Raw genomic sequence first — 21,543 nt, 5'->3', positions numbered from 1 at the left:
TTTTCCAAATCTAACGGTGCGTCTTCTGAGCTTCATATACAAAAATCGCATTTTATTTGACTTGTAAAGTCAAGACTTTCGATATGGTTAAATAACTTGTTACTGTAACTGAGCGGCAAAGGCTGAAATTACCTTTTGAACATGCTTATTGTAACGGTATACACCAATAAGGTGATTGCTCAAACAATCTTCCTCGTCGTCCTTCATGCTTTCATACGATTTTGACCGCAATGGTATATTCCTATTAGTAAGTAGAGAGATTCGGCCGAAAGAAGGGAACGGCTTCACATCCAGGGGGACGCACCATGACCAATCAAAATCTTACATCGGCAGAAGGCCGCGGCAAGGCTCAAGCCCTGCGCGATTACCTCGATTCACTGATAAAACACTCGCTTCCTGCACACGCCAAGCTTCCGACTGAAAGGTCTTTGGCCGCGAAATATGGCATTAACCGAGCAACGGTTCGCAATGCACTCAATCAATTGGAACTTGAAGGTGCCATTTACCGCAAGCAGGGTTCAGGTACATATGTTGCTGAGCCCAGAATCACCAAATCGATTGAATTGACATCTTTTAGTGACGACATGGCTGCACGCGGTCTCACGCCTGGTTGCAAGGTACTCATTACAGAAGTTCAGGAAGCCAGTTCTTCCCTGGCTTTTAAACTTTCGCTTTCGCCTGGAGCTCCGGTCATCCATCTTCGGAGACTACGTACCGCAGATAATCAACCCATGTGTATCGAGGACGTCTGGATTCCCCAAACGTTGACCCCAGATCTACTTAAGCAAAATCTTGAGGGGTCCCTCTATGAGCTATTGGAATCCAAGTACCATTTATCGCTGACTGCGGCCCGCCAGATCATAGACGTGAGCACCCTCAGCCGTCGACAATCAGAACTCCTCGACACAGCTGCACATTCCCCTGCCCTACGAGTGACCAGAATTGTTAAGGACAGTATGGATCGACACATCGAGTATGCCGTCAGTCTGTACCGCGGCGATAGGTATAACTTCGATTTCACCGTCCAAAAGGCTCGCGGAAGCAGGTTTTGAAGAGCTACGGACTGGACATGCAGATAGATATAACCCGTCTCTCGCGCTATCCCCCGGTTGAGGTATACTTTTGCTGTTATTCATGTCCGGAGGAGCCCTCTCATTCCGACGGTCGTGAGGAACACGCCAGGAGCGCCACCATGCCCCACATGGAGACGCCGCCGGGCACACCAAGTACCAAGGAGAGCCGTTTTGGCAACCAGAATTCGTCTGAAGAGAATGGGCAAGAAGTTCTACCCCTTCTACCGCGTGGTCGTGGTCGATTCCCGCAAGAAGCGCGATGGCAAGGTCATTGAGGAGATCGGCACCTACGATCCCAACACCCAGCCCTCTTCAATCAAGATCGACTCCGAGCGCGCCCAGTACTGGCTGGGTGTGGGCGCTCAGCCCAGCGACCCTGTCTTCAACCTTCTGAAGATCACCGGCGACTGGCAGAAGTTCAAGGATCTGCCCGGCAAGGAAGGCACTCTTAAGGTGCCTCAGGCCGAGGCCGATGCCCAGGCCCGCATCGAGCAGGCGCAGAACGAAGCTCAGAAGCTCAAGGCCGCCAAGTCCGAGGCTGATGCCAAGGCCAAGGCCCAGGCGGAGAAGGAAGCCTCCAAGGCCGATGAGCCCGCAGATGCCACCCAGGCCGAGCAGGCAGCTGAGTAAGGCACATTCACTTAAGGATTGGAAGGACCGGCTATCATGCTTGCACAGGCCGTTGAGCACCTGATCAGGAACATCGTGGACTTTCCCGATGACGTGTCGGTCAAGTCGCACGAAAACTCTCGCGGAGAGTTGTTACGGGTGCGGGTCAACCCCGAGGACATCGGCCGCGTGATCGGCAAGGGCGGCAGGACCGCCAACGCCATACGCACCGTAATCCAGGCGCTGGCCGACCACAAGGTGCGCGTCGACATCATGGACGTGCGCCGGTGAGCCCCAGCCGGTCCACCAATCACGACCCGCAGGGTCCGGACCCTCAGCAACGAAGGTTGCTGAGGGTCTGCCGTATCGGCCGCGCCCAAGGACTCAAGGGCGAGGTCAACGTATATGCCTACACCGACGAGCCCGAGCGGCGCTTCGCCCCCGGCTCCCGGTTGCAGACCAAGGACGAACAGGTTTTCACAGTCGTCTCCTCCCGCCGCTTCAAACAGCGTTGGATTGTCCTCTTCAAAGGAGTGCAAGACAGGAACGCCTCCGAAGCACTGAACGGCCTCGAACTATATGTCCAGGCTGATCCAGCCGAGGAGCTGGCGCAGGAGGACGCCTGGTATCCCGAGGATCTGATTGGACTTGAGGTTCGCATGGCCCCGGGCAACTCTCTGGGTGAACCATCCGGACGAGTGGTCGGCCAAGTCAGCGACGTGCTGGACGGCGCAGCCCAGCAGCAGCTGCAGATCCGCATGACCACCAAAGAGAGCGACGAGGAGGCGGAAGGGCTGATACCCTTCGTCGAAGCCCTGGTGCCCCGGGTTGACATTGAGAATGGGTATGTGGCCATCGATCCGCCTGGGGGACTTCTGCCCGGACTGGACTGAACCCATCTTTCAGCAAAACCGTAAGTGGGGAGTCAGCGTCCATCTTCGAGCCGCTGACTCCCCACTTACGGGAAATGCGCCTGCCTAAGCAGGAAATCTTGTTGAGCTACATGTCTTCGACCACCAGATAGGTCATATCCAGGGGGCCATGCACGCCAACCACAATCACCATCTCGATGTCGCCGGTGTTGGAGGGGCCGGTGATGAAGTTGATGTTGGAGGTCTTGAGCTCGCCTGAGACCAGGGCCGGATCATAGTAGTCCATGGCCTGCCGGGTTCGGGGTAGAATCTTGGACTTGCGAATGATGCTCAGATAGTGCACCGGCAGGAAGTGGAAGGCACGACCCTGACCCGGGGTGGTAGCCACGGTGATGGTGCCTGACTCAGCCAGCAGGAAGTCTGCAAAGGCGATGGCCGTACCTGATTCGTCGGCGGTCTTGATATTCTCCTCGCGGCTGGCCCCCGGCTTCCAGAAAGTGGCAGGCGGGTTCAGGCCATCCCTCCACTCCTCCAGTCCGAAGTCTGCGAACAAGTCGGAAGTGGGCAGCATCACATGGTCGCTGTCGTCCTTGCGCGAATCGATGAACTCATTCAGGGCAGTGGGAAGCTCAGCCTTGGTGCAGGTGCGGAAGTCCACATGGACAGCCTCGCTGCTCTTCCGCGCGATCTCCAGCAGCTCATCCTGGGTGTGGCCAGACAGGGTGGTCTCCGGTAAATCGTTGACCGGCACCAGAGGATGATCTTTGAGCTGGTGGCGGGGCCGTCCGCTCTTCTTGGCCAGATAGTCCAGGAATACCTCACGATCGGTCATGCCTGCTGCTCCTTCTTGTGATGAGCGAACCAACTGCGGAAGTTCTGCCCGTGCTTGGGCGGATCCGGCAGATCACGCACCTTGGTCCATCCGCCGAAGACGAAGGGCATCCATTCCACATGCCGGTCGCTGGCAAAGAGGTTCTTGGCCGTCTCCGGCTGCTTCTTGGATATGGGCGTCAGCATGGTGTGATCCAGCCCCAGGGCAGTGCGGAAGAGCGAGGAGTGGCCTGTTCCCAGACCCATGACCCTCATGACCGTGTCGTCAATCAGATTGGCCTTGGACTGGTCGTCCATCATGATCCGCCTGTGCTCAATCATGAGCTGGTGCAGGGGAATCTTGACCGGACAGGTGGCCGTGCATGCTGCGCACAGACTGCAGGCGTAGGGCAGATCTCCGAAGTCGTCGTAGCCACCGTCCAGCACCGGCGAGAGCACCGAACCCACCGGACCCGGATAGATGGATCCGTAGCCGTGACCGCCGATGTGCCGGTAAATGGGGCAGACATTCAGGCAGGAGGCGCAACGGATGCACTGGAGGATGGGCTCGAAGACCGTTCCCAGGGCGTTTGAGCGCCCGTTGTCCAGAATGACCACATAGACATCGTCCGGTCCGTCCGACTCCTGGCCGGTGCGTGGCGCAGTGTAGGTCAGGTAGGATGTCAGCTTCTGGCCGACAGCGGACCGGGCCAGCATGTTGTCCATGGTCTCGGCCTCCTTCATGGTCGGCACCAGGCGCTCCATGCCCATGACCACAACCTGGGTCTTGGGGATGCACATGGCCAGGTCGGCGTTGCCCTCGTTGGTCACCAGGTTGATCATGCCCGTGTCAGCCACGGCGAAGTTACAACCGGTGATGCCCATGTCAGCCTCGAGGAAGTGCTTGCGCAGAACCTTGCGGGAGAACCGAGCCATGTGCTGAGGGTCGTTGTCGCCCTTGTAACCGAGCTTCTTCTCGAAAACCTGACGAACCTGCTCGCGGTTCTTGTGCAGGGCAGGGAAGACCAGATGTGTGGGCTGATCCCAGTCATCCTCCTCCAGGATGAACTCGGCCAGGTCGGTCTCAAGCACCTCCAGACCGGGCACAGTCATCAGCGTGGGGTCCAGGTTGATCTCGCTGGTCACCATGGACTTGCTCTTGACGACGTGCTTGGCCTTCTTTTCGATGGCGATCTGCTTGATGTACTGGGCAGCCTCATCGTCGGTCTGAGCGAAGAAGACATGGCCGCCGCGCTTCTCCACGTTATCGGCGAACTCCTCCAGGTAGTCAGGCAGGTAGCGGATGACGTGCTGTCGAATCTGCTCTCCAAGGTCGCGCCATTGTTCCCAGTTGCCCAGTTCCTGACGGGCGGCCTCCCGCTTGACCCACTGCGCATCCTGAGCCTTGGCAACGGCCTGTTGGGCGAATTTATCCTGTTCGGACTCTTTGACCCTGGTCAGGAAGGGAGCCTTGCTGGTCCTCAGATATTGCGCGGCCTTCTTGCCGTTGACCATGCTGCTCATACCAGAGCCCCCTCTTTCTTGGCAGCCCTGTCGGAGCCCACGGCCCCATCGCCAGCAGAGCGGCCTTCCACATACTTGACGCGACTCATGTCCACGTTGTGATTGAGCACCTCGGCCAGGTGCATGATGGTGATCTTCTCGCCACGCCGGTTGAAACGACCGCCGATGTTCATCAGGCAGCCCGGATCGCAGGAGATGAGGACGCTGGCCTTGGTGCTGAGCACGTCGTTTACCTTCTCATCGACCATCTGCTTGGAGATCTCGGGCTCCTTCATGGAGAACATGCCGCCGAATCCGCAGCAGTTCTCGATGTGGGGCAGGGGGACCATGGTCAGTCCCTTGACATGGTCCAGCAGAACGAAGGGGCTGGTCCGCTCCCCCAGCAGCCGGGTCATGTGGCATGAGCGGTGGTAGGTGGCCACAGCGTCGAGTTCAGCGCCGGCATCCAGCACACCCAGCACCCGGTAGAGGAACTGCGAGAACTCATAGGTCTTGTCAGCCATGGTCTGGGCCTTGGCTGCATAGACCGGGTCGGCCCGCAAATGGAAGGGCAGCTCCTTGAGCATATTCACACAGGAGCCCGCCGGACCCACGATGTAGTCGGCATCCACGCTCAGCAGGGCATCGACCTCGTTGCGCATGACCTGCATGCTCTCCTTGACATACCCGCTGTTGAAGGTGGGCTGGGCGCAGCAGATCTGCTCCTTGGGTAGATAGGTGTCACAGCCGAACCGCTCCAGCACCTCCACCATGGCCTTCCCCACGTTCGGAAACATGAGGTCCACCACGCAGGTGGAGAATATCACTACTTTCATTACCGCACCTCTCTACAACCTTGTACCCCAGGTCCGAATCATCTCCGGATCGCGGAGAAACCCAACATCACTTGAACCCCTAATCCTTCCAGGGCATCGCTGCCTTGCGACCGACCCGCCCACGCGGACACCGATGTGCAATCCTGAAAGGACCCATCATTATCATGGTCTCGACCTGGAATTCGCACCCTAGGGAATCGCCCGCCCTCAGCTTTTGAACGTGTGAGATTTACCACATCTATGCTACCACTGCGGTCTGGGAATCTTTGGCATGTCAAGGATGGTAGGTGATTGGCCGATTCGCTACAGTGGAGTCAGACCCTGCGCGGCCATTCTCGTGAAAGGGGCAATCGGCGCATGTCCAACCACCTGCAACTCCTCCTGCTCTATGCACCCGCCATCATCTTCGGTCTGCTCTTCCTCTGGGACCTGCACAAGGAACCACGACAGTTCCGCAATGCCATCTGGTTGCTGCTCCTGCTGCTGACCCTGGGCGGAGCGCTCCTTCTGCAGTTCGGGATGCGCTGGCTGATCCTGCCCCTGATCATCCTTCTCATCGCCGCCCCCCTGCTGGTGATCTGCTTCCTGCTGGCCAACACGGTCATCGTCATCCGACACGAGGGGGTCTCCCTGACCACTCTGTTGCCTGGACTGCTGGCACTGGCCGTGGTGGCCTACATGATTCTTTCGCCCCTCCTGGCTGGGTTTGGTGCCCCCTCATGGCTGCAGAAGCTGGCCGGGCTGATCGACCTGGAAGCCACCTGGTTCTTCTTCTCCTTCCTGGCCTTGCTGCTCTATTCCAACTTTTACAGGATGCTGCCCCGCAAGCGTCGCTACGATTACATCATCATCCACGGAGCAGGCCTGCGCGGCGAAGAGCCCACGCCTCTGCTCCGGGGACGACTGGACAAGGCTGTAGACCTCTGGAAACGACAGGGACGAAACGGGCGCTTCGTAGTCTCCGGCGGGCAAGGTCCCGACGAGGTCATCAGCGAGGCCAGGGCCATGGCTCAATATTTGCGCAACTCCTGTGGGGTGCCAGCCGAGGCCATCATCATGGAGGACAGGTCGACCACAACCCTGGAGAATCTGCGCTACTCCAAGCAGATTCTGGATAACCGCTACGAGATGGGCACCGGACCAGAGCATTACCGGGTGGCCCTGGTCACCAGCGACTACCACGTCTTCCGAGCCAGCGAATACGCCAGCAAGGTCGGACTGAATGCCGATGGAATCGGCTCACACACCAAAGGCTACTACTGGCCGACTGCCTTCATCCGGGAGTTCGTGGCCATCACCCGCATGCACTGGTGGCCCTACCTGGTCCTTGCACTAGGCTGGGCCGCCTGGGTCGGCATCTCACTGCTGAATTAACACCAACGGCTTTCCAGAACGAATCAGAGGTCATGCAAACTGAACCCCGCCCCCATCCTGACTGGCCAGGCTACGCTCCAGGAACCAGGCCACCAGGAGGATGCCCAGGACGATGAGAAAGACGAAGACGAAGGCCCAGACAGCTCCGAACTGGAAGGCCTGAACGCCGGCATGAATCCCCCTGGCCTTGGGCATGCCAGTGATGATGGCAGCCAGGACGCCAGTCGAGGCGGCGCCTGAATACTGCTGAAGGGTGTTGAAGAGCGCATTGCCGTCGGGCACCAGTTTCGCCGGGATATGCTGCAGTCCGACCGTGAGCAGGTTGTTGAAGACGCAAGCCTGACCGACCATGTAGCAGGCGTAGAGAAGAATCATCAGCGGGACGGACAAGTGCCGGCTGAGGATCAGGAAGCCTAAGGCCGAGAGGAAGAAGGCAGCGCTTCCCACGGCCAGCAGTCCACGCAGGCCATGGCCATCCAGATAGCCGCCTGTGATGGGCTGGCAGAGGGCGGAGAGCAGACTTCCCGGCAGCAGAAGGAGGCCAGCCACGGTGGAGGTCTCCCACAGGACCGACTGGGCCATGTTGGGCAGGATGAATGTCAGGCCAATCTGAACGAACTGGACCAGGAAGTAGAGAATCAGGGCAAGGGTGAAAGTACGGTTCCGAAAGACCGCGATGTTGATCAGCCTGGTGCGCTGATGCGCAAGGGTCCAGACCCCTGCAGCCAGGGCCAGAACACCGATGAACAAGGACAGCCAGGTGACAGGACCATGAACATCCAAGGTGCTCAGCCCCAGGGTCAGCCCGGTCAGAAATATACCCATGAGAAGGAACTGGAGCCAGGCGAAAGGACCGACATGGGCGCTCTCCTTATCAACTGAGATAAGTGCTATGACCCCGAAGACCAGCTCAATGGGCAACACAATCAGAAAGATGGCCCGCCAGGATAAGGCCTGGATAACGGCTCCGCCAAAGGTCGGGCCCAGGGATGGCGCCAGGGCGACCGCCATGCCGGCGCTGCCTACGTAGCGACCCTGGATGTGAAGAGGAACCTTTTTCATGATCAGGGAAAACACCAGAGGAAGGGCGATACCGGTGCTGATGCCCTGCAGGAGGCGCCCAGCCATAAGGACAGGGAAGCATGGGGCGAAGATGCACATCAGGTCACTGCCCAGGAATATTCCTACGCTGGTCAGAATCAATGCGCGGGTCGTGAATGAATGCTCCAGCCAGGCGGCGGCCAAAACCGTCAAGGCCACCACCAGCAGATAGCCGGTAGTCAGCCATTGGACCGTGCCCAGGCCAGTTTTGAAGTAGTGGGTCATCTCCGGAAAAGTGACGTTGAGCGAGGTCTCCAAAAGGACCCCGCAGAAGGCGAGCCCGGCAGTACCGGTAATCAGCAGTTTTGTTCTCTTATCAACATGGTCGACCATGGACCGTCCGCTCCTAACGCATCAGACTGTTCGCATAGCCATCTCCACGGATCCGTACGGCATGGCATCATCGGATGCCACTCTCATTGCTGTTTACGCAACGGTTATAGCTCTCTGGCTGCGTTGATGACATCTTCCAAGGTGGCGCCGGGCTGACAGCCGCATGCTGCGAAGAGCCGGTTCACCTCCATAACCTTTGAAGACCCAGCTAGTGTAGCACCCGCAGGGGTACCAATCCGCGCTCACTCTGTACCTGAACAGGCTTGGGTAGAGTTGGTGACATCGAGATTTGCTGTTAACGCTGATGTGTTTCCTGCAACTCACGTTCAACATCGATCAGGCCAGGCTATCCCTCCGTTGGTTTTTTAACTTTGCCACGACTTCGATGATCCTGGACAAGTCTAGCCCTCGCTGTTCCGGTCATACTTTCCTGTTCTGTCAACAAAGAACCCACTGAGCTTCTTTTTTGACTTGACATTACCGGCATGTAAGTCATTTCCGAATATCTTGCTGACGAATATGGCCTTTATGGAGATGCTTCTATAGCCGCTTTGCCTATCTCATGATCGTCCAGCTCGCCGCCTTTTCCGTCAGCCTGTTGTCACACCAATCGTTCGCCAGTTCGAAGGGAACACCAAGGAATCCCTCAATCCCATCCCTGGGCACCGTGGAACGACCAGTGTCGTCCAGTCCGCCGAACGCACGGCCGAGCATTTGAGCAAGACGTACCGGATGCTCCGCCTTGACCTCCACGGGCTCATGCTTTATCCAATGACGCTGCGCCATGCGAACGTACAGGGATTTGTATTTGTCGCCATCGATCAGACCCAGATCGGAGGCTCTGCGCACCGCCGCACCAACGGAAATTCCCCATCCGGACTTTACGTACAGATAGTCTTCCAGCATCATGCTCGGGCTGATGACCGCTCGCGCGTCGGACTCAGGAAAAAGGAATTCGCCAGCAAACTCATTAGCCTCCCTCTCCATCAAGGACACATCCTTGGGGCGGCGATACCGGTGCAGAACCAGATGCCCTAGCTCATGAGCAATAGTGAATCTGAGCCGGTCACCAGGCTTGTTTTCGGGAAAATAGCCTATAAGGGCCTTGTTTGGGTAAGTAACTCCATCACTGACGGAATCAGCCACCTTCGTTGTCAGCGGTGCAATGATCACTCCTTTACGTTCCACGCTTCGGATCATGTTGCGCACTGCTCCCGTGGAAGGCAGACCCAGTATCGCGCGCGTGTTTGCCGCAATGCGGCGGACTCCTTGTTCCTGCGGGTCAAAGGTCGGTGCAATCTCATCAAGCCAGGAGGCAGTCTTATCTGGCACATTTGACATCGAACTGACCCTGGAGACCGTGTTCGCCAACATCTCGAACTCCGCGCAGATGCGATTGCTGAGATTCCTGGTGATTGTTTTCTTGCGACGAAAGGCGAGGCGATTCCAGTCAAGACCTGGACCGCGCAGCATGAAGAAAGACAGAGGAAGGCTGGTTGCGTAGGCTATCTTTTCGACGCTCGATTCCGTAAGATGAGCGGTCGGACTGCCAACCAGCATGCCGATGTAGGTCGGGGTCATGCCAGAACGCTCGGCAAGCTCTTTTTTGGTCCAACCCCGATACTTCCGTGCAAGCTCAATGCGCGTGGGGTTGAAGTCATTCATCGGACCGTCTCTTCCCTTTCTTCTTCGACAATTGTATTTGAGCGTGGGACCAACAGCTCATTTTCCTCGTCATCACCGTTAAACGCCATACCCTTGAAACCTTCACCCATCTGAAGAACCATGAGGGCAATGCAGGGAGCGCCCTTAGGAAACCGGCCGGTTCCAGTAGGCTGGTAGGCAGAACAATGGAAAATGCCATTTGCTTCGGTCCAAACCAGGACGATTTCCGAGTCGCTCAGTGGCTTCTTGCCGGAAAGCTCCTGGTCGAGCATAGCTGGTTGCACCCATGCCTCCCTACGCCGTAAGTTCGGACCGGCGGGAGGAACACTTCCCTCGAATTTGAACTTCTTGAGGAATCGAAGCCTGAGGCCTGAGCCGGTATTGCGCAGATGAAGGCAGGAAGTGGACTTCGTAAGTTGCCAGCCGTCGATTGGCTCGTCTGCAATTTCTGCGCGGAGCGTCGCGTTGAAGTTGTCCGCATAGAGCTTCGGATACTTAGCCCGAGGAGTGCCAAGTGTGCTCATGGCCGACAGCGAACGAAGCCTAGCCTGCGGCAACAATGTTGGAAGGGCATCATTGATTGGCGTGAGGTTCTGACGAATGAGCTCAAGTTTTTCCAAGGAGTTTCCTTAAAACGCGCGTTCATGTTTGATATTTGGAGCATTGTTTTATTTTACTATTTGAGTTTGAGTTTACTACCGCAAAATTAATCTATCAAGTCAGAATAAATGCAGATTTGCCTTGTCTTTTCACCGTCAACGTTGTCATGAATCTTCATGACGACAAATACCAGGAGACGATATAGACCACTGAGCTGACCATCTCCGAACAGTTGCTGCGCAGCAGCCATCAATCTGACAGACTCGTTGGAAACGAATTTCGCCATCGTGGTGAACCTTTAGGCGAACTTAAAATGTGCCACTCCGCGCTCGATTCCAACCCAAACAAGCTTGGGTAGAGTTGGTGACATGCAAATCGATATCGTCTCCGTCTTCCCCGAGTATTTTGACGTAACTGGACTCAGCCTGCTAGGCAAAGCGCAGGAGAAAGGCCTGGTAACCATACGCGCCCACAACCTGCGCAACTGGACCCATGACGTGCACCACTCCGTGGACGATACGCCGGTGGGCGGTGGAGCTGGCATGGTCATGAAACCTGAAGTCTGGGGCCAGTGCCTGGACGATCTGCTGGACATGCCAGACGGGTCGGCTCTGCAACCACCCACCATGGATCAGACAACCGACACTGCCGATACCGAAGAAGAAAAAGAGGCAATGAAGAGTTCCGGAGGCAAAAGCTACGGCATAGCATCCGAGGCAGATCCATCTGCAGACAGCCACGAGGCTGGTGTGGCCAGACCAGTTCTGATCTTCCCCAACCCATCCGCTCCTCTGTTTACCCAGGCCGATGCGACCGAGCTGTCTCGGACGGAGAGGCTGATATTCGGCTGCGGCCGTTACGAAGGGTATGACGCACGCATCCCCGACTACTACCGGAATCAGGGAATCGACGTTCGTGAGTACTCCATTGGCGACTACGTACTCAATGGGGGCGAGGTGGCCGTTTCGGTCATGCTGGAGGCCATTACACGTCTCCTGCCCGGTTTCATGGGCAATCCCGAATCCATCGTGCAGGAGTCCTACACCGGGGATGAGCCGCTGCTGGAATATCGCCAGTACACACGCCCCACCACCTGGCGTGGCATGGCTGTGCCCGAGATACTGACCAGCGGCGACCACAGAAAGGTGGACAGGTTCCGGCGCGACGAGGCCATCAGGAGAACCAGTCGAATCCGTCCCGACCTGATTGCCCGATTGGACTGCTCCACTCTCGATAAGCACGACCGCCGTCTCTTGGAAGACCTGGGCTGGGGCACAGGGAAAACCCATCCGAGACTTCTGGACCAGCCGTCAAATTGATTGGCCGTCAAATTTGCAGGGCTAATCAGCGGGCCATCAGATAGTAGACTGCTGTCTCCCCATAGCTGCGAGCCTGATCAATGGCCCATCCTTCAGGAGCCGTGGGCGCCGGGGTGCGTGTCGATCGCTCCAGAACGATCATGCCTCCGTCGTCCACCATTTTCCGGGCAGTCAGACCGGTCATAATGCTCTGGCAGTCATCCGTCGACAAATCATAAGGCGGGTCCATGAAGACCAGGTCGAAGCAAGCTTCGGACAGACCAGCATCCTCATGACCTGAGGAGAGTGGACGGACAAAGCGCTCGGCACGGTTTCTGCTGACGCGAATGTCCATGGCTGAATCCCAAGCCGGGTGATGGCGCAGCTCTGCAGCTGAACGTGACAGCAGCCCAGCGACACGGCCAGAAGACTCCACAGCCACCAAGCTCTGGGCACCACGGGATAGGGCTTCGAATCCCAAGGCCCCTGTGCCGGCGAACAGGTCCAGGACCCGAGCACCGGACAGCAAGTCTTCGGACTCCAGATGGGAGAATATGGCCTCCTTGGTCCGATCGGTGGTAGGCCGGGTGCCCTTGAGGGCAGCGGGAATGGGGAATCCCTTGAATCGGCCGGCGATGATGTGCATATGGTCCGTTGTCCTTTCAGCTGGAGACCAGGAAACCTTCGTTGCCCCTCATGAAGTCCAGAACGGCGCCAGCCAGCTCGGGCTGCCCGGCCAGGGTAGGGTCTGACTCCAGGAGTTGACCGGCCTGGATGCGTGCACGTGAGATCATGGGCGCATCGGTGACCACACGCAGAAGCTTCAGCGAGGAATGACCGCCGGATTGGGCATCGCCCAGCACATCGCCGGCTCCCCTGATGCGAATGTCCTCCTCGGCGATTTTGGCCCCATCGGTGGTGTCGCGAATGACCTCAAGCCGCTCGGCAGCCGGGGAATCCGCAGGGGCACGTGAGATCAGGAAGGCCCAAGAATCAGTGCCGCCGCGCCCCACCCTGCCGCGCAGCTGATGAAGCTGGGAGAGTCCGAACCGATCGGCATCGAAGATGACAATGCAGGAGGCTTGGGGCACATCCACCCCCACCTCCACCACAGTGGTGGCCACCAGCAAGGGCGTGCGACCCGAGGCAAAGTCGGCCATGACGGCGTTCTTGGTGGCATCGTCGTCTCGCCCGGTCAGCGTGGCTATGGCGATGCCCTGGAACTGCGGCAGGGCGGCCAGGCGCTGACTCATTTCAGCCACCGAATGCAGTGGCGGACGCTGGCCGTCACCTTGGCCCTCCTCAACCAGCAGTTCAGGCTGGGAGCCAGACCCACCGGATTGACCGGGGCGGTCTGAGGAGGCCGAAGGGTCGTCTTCATCATCAATACGGGCACAGATCACGTAGGCCCTCTCCCCAGCCTCGATCCGTCTACGCAGGTGCAGGAACATGGCGCCCATGGTCGCTCCGTCAGACTCGGCGATGACGTGCGTGCGGACTGGCTTGCGGTTGCTGGGCAGCTCGGTCAGGGCGGAGATGTCAAGATCGCCGAACCAGGTCATGGCGGCTGTACGCGGGATGGGCGTAGCGGTCATGATCAGCAGGTGGGGAACTCGCTCGGATTTGCGACGTAGCTCCTCGCGCTGCTCAACCCCGAAACGATGCTGCTCGTCTATAACGGTCAAGGCCAGGTTGGGAGCCTGGAAGGTCTTGGAGAAGGCCGCATGGGTGGCGATGACGATGCAGGGACGGCCCGAGGCCGAAACAGCCAGGGCGGAGCGGCGCTGGGCCAGTCTCATGCCGCCGGTCAACAGTACCAGAGGCAGGACCAGCTGATCAGTCATACGGATCATGGTGACGTTGTCCACAGGCTTATGGCGGCCCGCTACGGCAGTGGCGGTCACATCGGTGCCCATGGCCTTGAGCATGGCGCCGATGGAAGCATAGTGCTGCTCGGCCAGCACCTGGGTAGGAGCCACCAAGACAGCCTGATGGCCAGCCTGGACCGCCTGAAGCATGGCCGCCAGAGCCACCACGGTCTTGCCGGAGCCAACCTCGCCCTGCAGAAGTCGCTGCATGGGCTGATCCTTGGCCATGTCGACGCCTATATCGTCAATGACCTGACGCTGGCCATCGGTCAGTTGGAATGGCAGGGAGTCGATGAAACGGGCGGGCAGGGTGTCCGGACGGTCGGCACCCGAATTCGCGCATGGGTAGGTGGGCTGCTCTTGGGTCTGGCGACGGGTCTGCAGAAGCGCCGTCTGCGAAACGAAGGCCTCCTCATAGCGCAGGGTCTTGCGCGCCGCAGCGAAGTCGTCAGGGCTGTCGGGGGCATGCATACCCAAGAGGGCACGGGCACGATGCATCAGCCCTTGGTCGACACGGACCTGCTCGGGCAACACATCAGGTATGGCCCGGCTCAGCGCTTCTGGATCGATGCGGACATCGGCACTGGGCTGCCCCTCTTCGACAGCTCCGACTGCAGGGACAGAGCCAGATGCATCATCGGCATGTGCCAGCAGACGCAGAAAACCCAGAATGACGTCGTGAATATGGTCCGAGGAAATGCGGGAGCTGGCGTGATAGACCGGCCGCGGCCGACGGACGCGCTCCAGAGCCTTGTCAAGGCTGGCCGCATCGGGCCGAGATGCGTCCGCAGAAACCTCCTGATCGGCATTAGCAACAACCAAGGTCTCAGGATGGGTGAACTGGAGCTGGTCCATGTAGACACCGGGCTCACCGGCCACGACCAGATCCGCCCCTACCTGCAGCCGACGGACCATCCAGTCCATATAGGGCTTCTTATGAGAGAAGAAGACCAGCCTGACCGCAAGCGGAGTGCCGCCCCGACCGCTGACGAAGGCAGCATCGTCCACCATCACGTCCAGCCGAAAACCCCGGTGACCGCTCAGTGGCACCAGACGCACCTGATCAACCCGGGCGGCGAAGGCACAGGGCTCACCCAGCCGAATGCCGGCAATAGTGGTGACCTGCATGGGATCGGTGATGCGGAAAGGATAGTAGGTCAGCGCATCCCCCACCGTGACCACACCCAGAGCCTTGAGAGCACTCACCCGACGCCTGTTGGCCACCAGCGAGGCCACGGTGCTGTGCAGACCAACACGAGCCACTGCCGACATACCCGATTACCTCCCGCAAGCACCGACCAACATACCTCAGGATGACAAGAACCCCCGGAGCTTATGCCCCCGGGGGTCCAAACACGACCGACGAACCGCACTCAGGCGGCGATGCGCTGCACCTTGCCGGCCTTGAGGCACTTGACGCAGACACGCAGACGCACGTTCTGACCATCAACGGTGGTGTGCACCGACTGCAGGTTGGGGCGGAAGATGCGCTTGTTCCGGATATGCGAATGAGAAACACTGTAACCGGTCTGCGGGCCCTTGCCGCACACCGCGCAACGAGCTGCCATGATGACTTCCTTTACGTTGTTTTCCAAGTCGTCCCAGGTGTTCTTGTCCGCAACACAAGGCTACGGATGAACACACAACTTTATTAGACTACTACATTCCATTAGGTAAGGCAAATTAAAGGTCTTAGGCACGCGGAGGCTTGCGGAAGATGCCAATCAGTGATTGGAGCACTCCGCAGAACACTCCGCCGATGATCCAGATGGCCCAGAATGGGATCCGCCAACCGAAGAGGTTGTCATAATTGCCCGAAAAGAGCATGGTCAGGGCCACCAGCGTGCAAAGGCCCATGACGGTTCCGCTGATGGCATTGCTTACCCGGTGCTCGTAACGATAGGTATCCCAGCGACCGTCATCGACGGAATCAACCTGCCTGTTGTAGGCACGGAGGTTCATCATCCTATGGCTTGTTCCAGCGTGGACCAGTAGGAAGACGCCCAGAGCCAGAAGAAGGAAGAAGACAAACCCTCTGACCTGATCGGACCAGCCCCAGATCAGGTATCCGGCAGAGTTGATACCCACATCCAGGAGCACGACAGCCAAACCGCAGACCAACTCCCAGGTAGTCTGCCGATAAACTCGCGAGCGCTCCTCATCGGTATAGAAATCCGCCACATAGGGATGCCTGCGGCGAAAGTCCTTCCTGGTGGAAATCGCCGGTATGAGACAGGCCAGGCCCAGGACGATGCCGATCATCAGAGCAAGAAAGGCCAGACCATTCTGGGCGTCGGTCGGTTGACTGACTCCGGCGAAAAGACCACCGAAAGCCAGTCCCAGCATGATAAGGGCAATTCCGAAAGCCATCCGAAGACTGTAGACATTGCTGAAGGAGGCGTAGCCGGTAACGTCTTCCATAGCAGACGGGACAGGCGGCATAGTCGCATGGATTGGCGGAGTCGCCTGGGTGGTTTCCTGATGGTCCGGCCTGGATGCACGCTGCCCGGAACCCGGATGCCGAACATCGCCCAGGACCAGGTCATCAAGGGTGCAGCCGAAGAGGTCACAGATGGCCAGGAGCTTGTCCATCTCAGGATATGCCTTGTCCGACTCCCACTTGGACACCGCCTGACGGGACACCCCCACCAGCATGGCCAGCTGCTCCTGAGTCATGTTGCGCTGCGAACGCAGATACTGCACGTTGGTTCTGAAACTCATATTGTTCTTTCTCCCGATCGGCAGATTGCCGATTCAACCAGCAACGAGGCCATGATGAAACGTGCGGGGCTCCGACCGCCACCAGCTTTGGGTTGCATCCGGCCAAAGACACCGATATTTGCCGTCAACCGACGGTTGCATCCTTGCAATTCCGAGGAAATAAGCAATCACCGAATCCCCGTCATCCTGATGACGACCCGCCCATCATTCCCCCTTCCGGCAAGAGATGCGACTCCTCTACGTACACGATACATACTCTTCAGGAGGGAATGGGAACCCTGCTGATTCCACCCTGAATCGTCCCCGATTCGACCCTGAAAACACCCTGACAGGAACTCTCGCCATGGTCTTATAGAGATAGAGGCCGGGTAGGAAACGACCGAAAGGAAGGCAATGATGCAGCATCGGATGGTTAAAGATCCATACGCACAGACCCCACTTATTCTGAACAAGATCTGCTATGACTATGGAACACGGCAGAAGCAGGGCGCCCGGGTGTTGGACGAAATCAGTCTGGAATGTCAGGCTGGGACCTGGACGGCCATCATGGGTCCTTCAGGCGCCGGCAAATCGACCCTTCTCTATTGCGCCGCGGGACTGCTCCAAGTCAGGCAGGGCAGTGTGGCCATCGCCGGTGAGGACCTGACGCGAATGAAAGAGAGGGAGCTGACCCGGCTCCGGCGCGATCATATCGGCTTCGTTTTCCAGGACTATAACCTGGTGAACGCCTTCACCTGCCTGCAGAACACCATGCTGTCCAGCCTCTTCGGCGGCAGGAAAATCTCCGCCCAAGCGGCCCTGTCTGCCCTGTCGAACGTCGGCCTGGAGGGGTATGCCAACACCTATCCGGCCGACATGAGTGGTGGCCAGCAGCAGCGCGTTGCCATCGCCCGGTCCCTGGCTGCCAGCCCGGAAATCATCATGGCCGACGAACCTACCGGCGCCCTGGACACCCATAGCTCGCGGGAGGTTATGGACCTCTTCGATCTGGCCGTCCGCAGCGGCCAGACCATCCTCATGGTGACCCACGACCCCAACGTCGCCGCCCGGGCCCACCGCGTCATCTTCCTCCAGGACGGACGCATTCAGGCAGCATGCCCGGGCGGAGACCCACAGACCATAGCCCAGCAGCTGGCCAGCATGGATGCTGTCTCAAACGAGGAGGCCTTCAGCCCTCCTCTGGCAGTTCCATCCGATCAGCCTCGGTGATGGTACGAATTACCCGGCAGGGCACACCCACAGCCAAGGAGTCAGGTGCAATGTCATGGGTGACCACGGATCCGGCACCGATGACCGCACCATCGCCGATGATCACTCCCCCGGCCACAGTCACGTTTGACGCCAGCCAGCAGTTGGATCCGATAGTGATCGGAGCCGCCAACTCGTAGTCGTAGAGGGAGCCATTCTCATGGCGCCTCAGGTTCCGTTCCTGCCACCGCAGGGGATGCAGGGGGGTGGCCAGGGTGACATTGGGGCCGATCATCACATCGTCGCCAATCTGCACAGGGCAGGTATCCAGGACAGTGAAGTTGAAATTGGCGAAGATGCGCGAGCCAAGCTTGGTGAAGCATCCATAGTCGAAATAGATAGGCCCCATAAAGTCAACATCCTGACCATGTTCGGGCACCAGCTCGTCCAAAAGCCGGTTACGCAGGTCCCGCTCCTGCTCAGAAGATGCGTTGAAAAGACGGCAAAGTTCGTGGGCCTTGACCCGCAGCTGGCCCAGTTCGGGATCCGAGGCATCATAGAGCTCGCCAGCAAGCATCCGCTCCATCTGCAAGCGCCAAGCACCTTTACCGGCTCCGCCAACAACACCTGTCAGTTTTGAGTCCTTGTCCATGGCCATCCACTCGTTCCCGCGTCACTTCAATGTCACTTCTGCAAGTTTGCACTGCTTGCAGATTCCCCACCCATATAATCGTCTGGGTCAGACAGCAGACAGCCGCACGTACCGGTCATCATCCTGTTGCGGATATCCGTTCACGCCAAGGGTCAAACTTGGTAGATTGGAGGCAGCGGAGGACCCTGGCGAGGAGGAAGCATGCGGTATGAGGTGAACAAGGCCATTCCCGAGGATGCCAAGGCCATCCGTAAGGCCGTATTCGTAGAGGAGCAAGGCTTTCACAACGAGTTCGATCGAACCGACGATGCCAGCCTCCATATTGTGGCCTATGACGGGGATGAACCCGTCGGGGTATGCCGGATCTTTCCCGACCGTGGCAAGACATGGACCCTTGGCCGGTTGGCGGTGCTGAAGCCCTACCGCGGTCAGCACCTGGGTGCCTATTTGGTAGCCAAGGCTGAGGAAACCGCTCGGAGCCATGGGGCTGACCGGCTCACGCTCCATGCCCAGGAACGGGTGGAGGGCTTTTATAAGTCCTTGGGGTATAGGGACATAGGCATTCACGACCAGGACGAGGGATGCCCGCACATGTGGATGGACAAACCCCTAACAGTCGGCACCGGAAACAAGGCAGAGGACCAGGCCTCATGAATCTGACCGTCAATTTTACAAGCGAAGTTCCTGCACTAGCCAGCACAAGCATCACAAGCGCCAATCAGGACAAGGACCCCATGGGAAGGTCGGAACAGGCCATCTCCAGCTTCAGCGATGCCATCATCTACTGGTTCCGCCAGAATTTCGGAAAGATCATTCTTCTGATCGTCGTGGCTGTCTGCGCTGCCTTGATTTCCAAGATTGTGGCGGCGGCCATGCGGCGTGCCCTGGAACGGACCAACCTGCCCAGTGCCTCCATCTTCGTCAACATCGTCCGCGCCCTGATCTGGATCTTCGCTGCTGCCACAGTCCTGCAACCCGTCTTCGGGATCAACCCATCCACAGTGGTCGCCGCCCTGGGCGTCAGCGGCCTGGCGCTCTCCTTCGGATTGAAGGATACAATTGCCAACATCGTCGGCGGCTTCGGACTGATGGTCAGCAAGGTGGTCCAGCCCGGCGACATCATCACCATCCAGGGCACCACCGGAACCGTCCGCGACGTGACCTGGCGTCATACCATCGTCATCGACAGGACCGGCAACCAACTGCTGATCCCCAACTCCATCCTCAACACCACGGCGCTCGAGAAGATCACCGAGGCCGGCGAGGCTGCCGCCACGGTTCCCTTCACCCTGCGAGGGAATGCCGATATAGCCAAGTCCTCCCACTCCATTGCACAGGCGGTGGCCCAGGCAACCAAGGGCATGGCCATGCAATCCAACCCGCCCATTGTCCAGCTCCAGGGCTTCACCCCTTATGGCATCAAGGGCCAAGTGGTCATGTTCGCCAAGCAGGGTGTCATCGCCGCCGATATGCAGGATGCCGCCACCCGCGCACTGGCCGGCCAGGACTACCTGGTTCAGGAGGCCGAGCTCCAGACAAAAGACATTGAACATTAACCGGATGATCTTCTCCTCCTGCGGGAGAAGTGCAAAAGCGGCATCTCTCCCTCTCCCAAGATGCCTAAACTACGGAAGAGACTCCAGCGTCAGGCTGATACACCCTCAATCAGATCAGTAATCAGATCGGTGTATGTGATCCCCGTTGCCTCCCAGGCCTTGGCATACATGGAGATGGGCGTAAAGCCAGGCATGGTGTTGATCTCGTTGACGATGACCCTGCCCTCGGGTGTCACAAAGCAGTCGACACGGCTCAGACCGGCACCGTCCACGGTTTTGAAGGCTTTGGAAGCCAGATCGCGAACCTTCTGAAGAGTTTCCTCCGGCAGGTTCGCAGGAACCTCCACGTGGGATGCGGAGGAGTCCACATACTTGCTGTCGAAGTCGTAGAAAGCCTCGTCCTGATCAGCCTTATCCAGCACCACCTCGCCAGGCCAGGCTGTACGAGGCTCTCTGTCCCTGCTCGAGGCGAGCACAGCGCATTCAATCTCCCGCCCTTCAATGCCCTCCTCTATAAGGACCCGCCAGTCATGCTTCGCGGCCTCGGCGACCGCAGCAACCAGGACTTCGGCTTGAGGCTCTTCCACCTTGACCACACCAAAGCTGGATCCTGCACGGGAGGGCTTGACGAAGAGCGGGTAATGGAGCCCTGCCTTCTCCACAGCGGCCAGTAAGTCGGCTCCGGATTGCTGTTGACGGGAGTCTATGGTGATACCGGGAGCCACGGGTATGTCGGCTTGGCTGAGCAGGATCTTGGTGTAGTGCTTGTCCATACAGGCAGCAGAAGCGAAGACACCACACCCGACGTAGGGCAGACCCATCATTTCAAGCAGACCCTGCAGGGTGCCGTCCTCGCCGTAGGGGCCGTGCAATACTGGAAAAACAGCGTCAACGTGCCCCAAAGGCTCCAAGGAACCCGCCGTCCTCGAAGGTTCGGCTCCAGAGACCAGGTCGGCATGGTCGCCGATCAGAAACCCATCCCTGCCACGGGCCATGTCGAGAATGACCGGACGGCTGCCTTCGGTTATCTGCACGGTTGGCAGACTGGCATCACTTAGACCCCACTGCCTGGGATCCTGGCCGCCGATGGTCCATCGGCCGTCCTTGGTGATGCCAATCGGGATGGGCTCGTATCGGTCGGCATCAATGGCATTGAGCACGCCGGCAGCCGACACGCAGGATATGGAATGTTCGTCGGCACGCCCACCATAGAGCACCACAACACGTTTCCTGACCATCATCCCTCGGCTTTCCTCATCCTGGACATGAATTCCAACCTCATGCACCTGCCCGGGCAGATACATCACTCAAGACAGCAGAATATCCCCTTGACGGGCGGCAGAGACTGGTCAGGGGCGCTCATCCACAAGCTTGGCACGAACACAGGCATGATGGAGCTGACGCAGGCACCAGACGAGAAAGACATACTGACTGACTCGGAAAACCGTTCATTGCCGAGCAAAAGGTTGATAGCGCCCGCTTCA

20 protein-coding genes and 1 pseudogene are annotated in these 21,543 nt (G+C 58.4%); 9 read left to right on the top strand and 12 right to left on the bottom strand.

Going from position 1 to position 21,543, the window contains the following annotated elements:
• Nucleotides 1–305 precede the first annotated feature (305 nt).
• The 4 genes from H3T89_RS05575 (at nt 306) to rimM (ending at nt 2,575) form a co-directional block, all read left to right on the top strand.
• On the top strand, nt 306–1,052 hold the full coding sequence (locus tag H3T89_RS05575) for a GntR family transcriptional regulator (protein WP_198216461.1): 747 nt from the start codon (nt 306–308) through the stop codon (nt 1,050–1,052).
• Nucleotides 1,053–1,244: 192 nt separating this feature from the next.
• The gene (rpsP, locus tag H3T89_RS05570; RefSeq protein WP_198216460.1) at nt 1,245–1,703 is read left to right on the top strand and encodes a 30S ribosomal protein S16; all 459 of its coding nucleotides are present in this window, start codon (nt 1,245–1,247) and stop codon (nt 1,701–1,703) included.
• 36 nt (nt 1,704–1,739) lie between these two features.
• Nucleotides 1,740–1,973, top strand: coding sequence for an RNA-binding protein (locus tag H3T89_RS05565; protein WP_198216459.1), 234 nt, complete (start codon nt 1,740–1,742; stop codon nt 1,971–1,973).
• Entirely contained in the window at nt 1,970–2,575 is a 606-nt protein-coding gene (rimM, locus tag H3T89_RS05560) for a ribosome maturation factor RimM (protein WP_198216458.1), read from the top strand. Before H3T89_RS05565 ends, rimM begins: the two co-directional genes overlap by 4 nt.
• 106 nt (nt 2,576–2,681) lie before the next feature.
• Here the strand turns inward: rimM and H3T89_RS05555 are convergent, their stop codons facing one another.
• The 3 genes from H3T89_RS05555 to H3T89_RS05545 are packed head-to-tail and all read right to left on the bottom strand — an operon-like array spanning nt 2,682 to nt 5,703.
• Nucleotides 2,682–3,386 (bottom strand): LutC/YkgG family protein, encoded by a 705-nt coding sequence (locus tag H3T89_RS05555; protein WP_015021360.1) that lies wholly within the window; start codon nt 3,384–3,386, stop codon nt 2,682–2,684.
• Nucleotides 3,383–4,888, bottom strand: a complete 1,506-nt coding sequence (locus H3T89_RS05550) for a LutB/LldF family L-lactate oxidation iron-sulfur protein (protein ID WP_015021359.1) — start codon at nt 4,886–4,888, stop codon at nt 3,383–3,385. Before H3T89_RS05550 ends, H3T89_RS05555 begins: the two co-directional genes overlap by 4 nt.
• Entirely contained in the window at nt 4,885–5,703 is an 819-nt protein-coding gene (locus H3T89_RS05545) for a (Fe-S)-binding protein (RefSeq protein WP_015021358.1), read from the bottom strand. Before H3T89_RS05545 ends, H3T89_RS05550 begins: the two co-directional genes overlap by 4 nt.
• 357 nt (nt 5,704–6,060) lie before the next feature.
• Here H3T89_RS05545 and H3T89_RS05540 point away from each other — a divergent pair, with 357 nt between their 5' ends.
• Nucleotides 6,061–7,077: a YdcF family protein gene (locus H3T89_RS05540; protein ID WP_232348483.1), complete on the top strand. Its 1,017-nt coding sequence runs from the start codon at nt 6,061–6,063 to the stop codon at nt 7,075–7,077.
• A gap of 30 nt (nt 7,078–7,107) precedes the next feature.
• Here the strand turns inward: H3T89_RS05540 and H3T89_RS05535 are convergent, their stop codons facing one another.
• From H3T89_RS05535 to H3T89_RS05525, 3 genes are all read right to left on the bottom strand, one after another.
• Nucleotides 7,108–8,511 carry an MFS transporter gene (locus H3T89_RS05535; protein ID WP_198216456.1) on the bottom strand — a complete coding sequence of 468 codons (1,404 nt, stop codon included), beginning with the start codon at nt 8,509–8,511 and terminating at the stop codon, nt 7,108–7,110.
• A gap of 555 nt (nt 8,512–9,066) precedes the next feature.
• Nucleotides 9,067–10,176, bottom strand: coding sequence for a helix-turn-helix domain-containing protein (locus tag H3T89_RS05530; RefSeq protein WP_198216455.1), 1,110 nt, complete (start codon nt 10,174–10,176; stop codon nt 9,067–9,069).
• Nucleotides 10,173–10,796, bottom strand: coding sequence for a hypothetical protein (locus H3T89_RS05525; protein ID WP_198216454.1), 624 nt, complete (start codon nt 10,794–10,796; stop codon nt 10,173–10,175). The genes H3T89_RS05530 and H3T89_RS05525 overlap by 4 nt, the downstream gene beginning before the upstream one ends.
• Nucleotides 10,797–11,144: 348 nt before the next feature.
• Between H3T89_RS05525 and trmD the strand changes: the two genes are divergently transcribed.
• Nucleotides 11,145–12,095 (top strand): tRNA (guanosine(37)-N1)-methyltransferase TrmD, encoded by a 951-nt coding sequence (trmD, locus tag H3T89_RS05520; protein WP_198216453.1) that lies wholly within the window; start codon nt 11,145–11,147, stop codon nt 12,093–12,095.
• Nucleotides 12,096–12,120: 25 nt separating this feature from the next.
• Here trmD and rsmD read toward each other — a convergent pair.
• From rsmD to H3T89_RS05500, 4 genes and pseudogenes are all read right to left on the bottom strand, one after another.
• Nucleotides 12,121–12,726 (bottom strand): annotated as a pseudogene (rsmD, locus tag H3T89_RS05515) (16S rRNA (guanine(966)-N(2))-methyltransferase RsmD); the annotation flags it as partial.
• Nucleotides 12,727–12,736: 10 nt separating this feature from the next.
• A complete protein-coding gene (locus H3T89_RS05510) occupies nt 12,737–15,214 on the bottom strand; it encodes an ATP-dependent DNA helicase RecG (RefSeq protein WP_198216451.1) in 2,478 nt (825 codons plus the stop codon).
• Between the two features lie 101 nt (nt 15,215–15,315).
• Nucleotides 15,316–15,510 carry a 50S ribosomal protein L28 gene (gene rpmB / locus H3T89_RS05505; RefSeq protein ID WP_015021347.1) on the bottom strand — a complete coding sequence of 65 codons (195 nt, stop codon included), beginning with the start codon at nt 15,508–15,510 and terminating at the stop codon, nt 15,316–15,318.
• 124 nt (nt 15,511–15,634) lie between these two features.
• Nucleotides 15,635–16,663, bottom strand: a complete 1,029-nt coding sequence (locus tag H3T89_RS05500) for a helix-turn-helix transcriptional regulator (RefSeq protein WP_110416820.1) — start codon at nt 16,661–16,663, stop codon at nt 15,635–15,637.
• A 393-nt stretch (nt 16,664–17,056) separates the two neighbouring features.
• Here H3T89_RS05500 and H3T89_RS05495 point away from each other — a divergent pair, with 393 nt between their 5' ends.
• Nucleotides 17,057–17,872, top strand: coding sequence for an ABC transporter ATP-binding protein (locus H3T89_RS05495; protein WP_198216450.1), 816 nt, complete (start codon nt 17,057–17,059; stop codon nt 17,870–17,872).
• Here the strand turns inward: H3T89_RS05495 and H3T89_RS05490 are convergent.
• Nucleotides 17,832–18,428 carry a sugar O-acetyltransferase gene (locus tag H3T89_RS05490; RefSeq protein WP_232348482.1) on the bottom strand — a complete coding sequence of 199 codons (597 nt, stop codon included), beginning with the start codon at nt 18,426–18,428 and terminating at the stop codon, nt 17,832–17,834. The two genes, H3T89_RS05495 and H3T89_RS05490, sit on opposite strands and share 41 nt — an antisense overlap.
• Before the next feature lie 276 nt (nt 18,429–18,704).
• On the opposite strand from H3T89_RS05490, the gene H3T89_RS05485 reads away from it, so the two are divergent.
• Nucleotides 18,705–19,157 carry a GNAT family N-acetyltransferase gene (locus H3T89_RS05485; RefSeq protein WP_198216448.1) on the top strand — a complete coding sequence of 151 codons (453 nt, stop codon included), beginning with the start codon at nt 18,705–18,707 and terminating at the stop codon, nt 19,155–19,157.
• An 80-nt stretch (nt 19,158–19,237) separates the two neighbouring features.
• Complete coding sequence (locus tag H3T89_RS05480) at nt 19,238–20,059, top strand: mechanosensitive ion channel family protein (protein ID WP_198216447.1); 822 nt, start codon at nt 19,238–19,240, stop codon at nt 20,057–20,059.
• Nucleotides 20,060–20,148: 89 nt separating this feature from the next.
• Here H3T89_RS05480 and H3T89_RS05475 read toward each other — a convergent pair whose 3' ends face one another.
• Nucleotides 20,149–21,297, bottom strand: a complete 1,149-nt coding sequence (locus H3T89_RS05475) for a D-alanine--D-alanine ligase family protein (protein WP_198203645.1) — start codon at nt 21,295–21,297, stop codon at nt 20,149–20,151.
• Nucleotides 21,298–21,543: the final 246 nt, after the last annotated feature.

It is taken from the genome of Bifidobacterium sp. W8114 (genome assembly GCF_016101165.1).
Classification (GTDB): Bacteria; Actinomycetota; Actinomycetes; order Actinomycetales; family Bifidobacteriaceae; genus Bombiscardovia; species Bombiscardovia asteroides.
The sequence above is the reverse complement of the archived record's forward strand: the minus strand, read 5'-3'. Positions and strand labels throughout refer to the sequence as shown.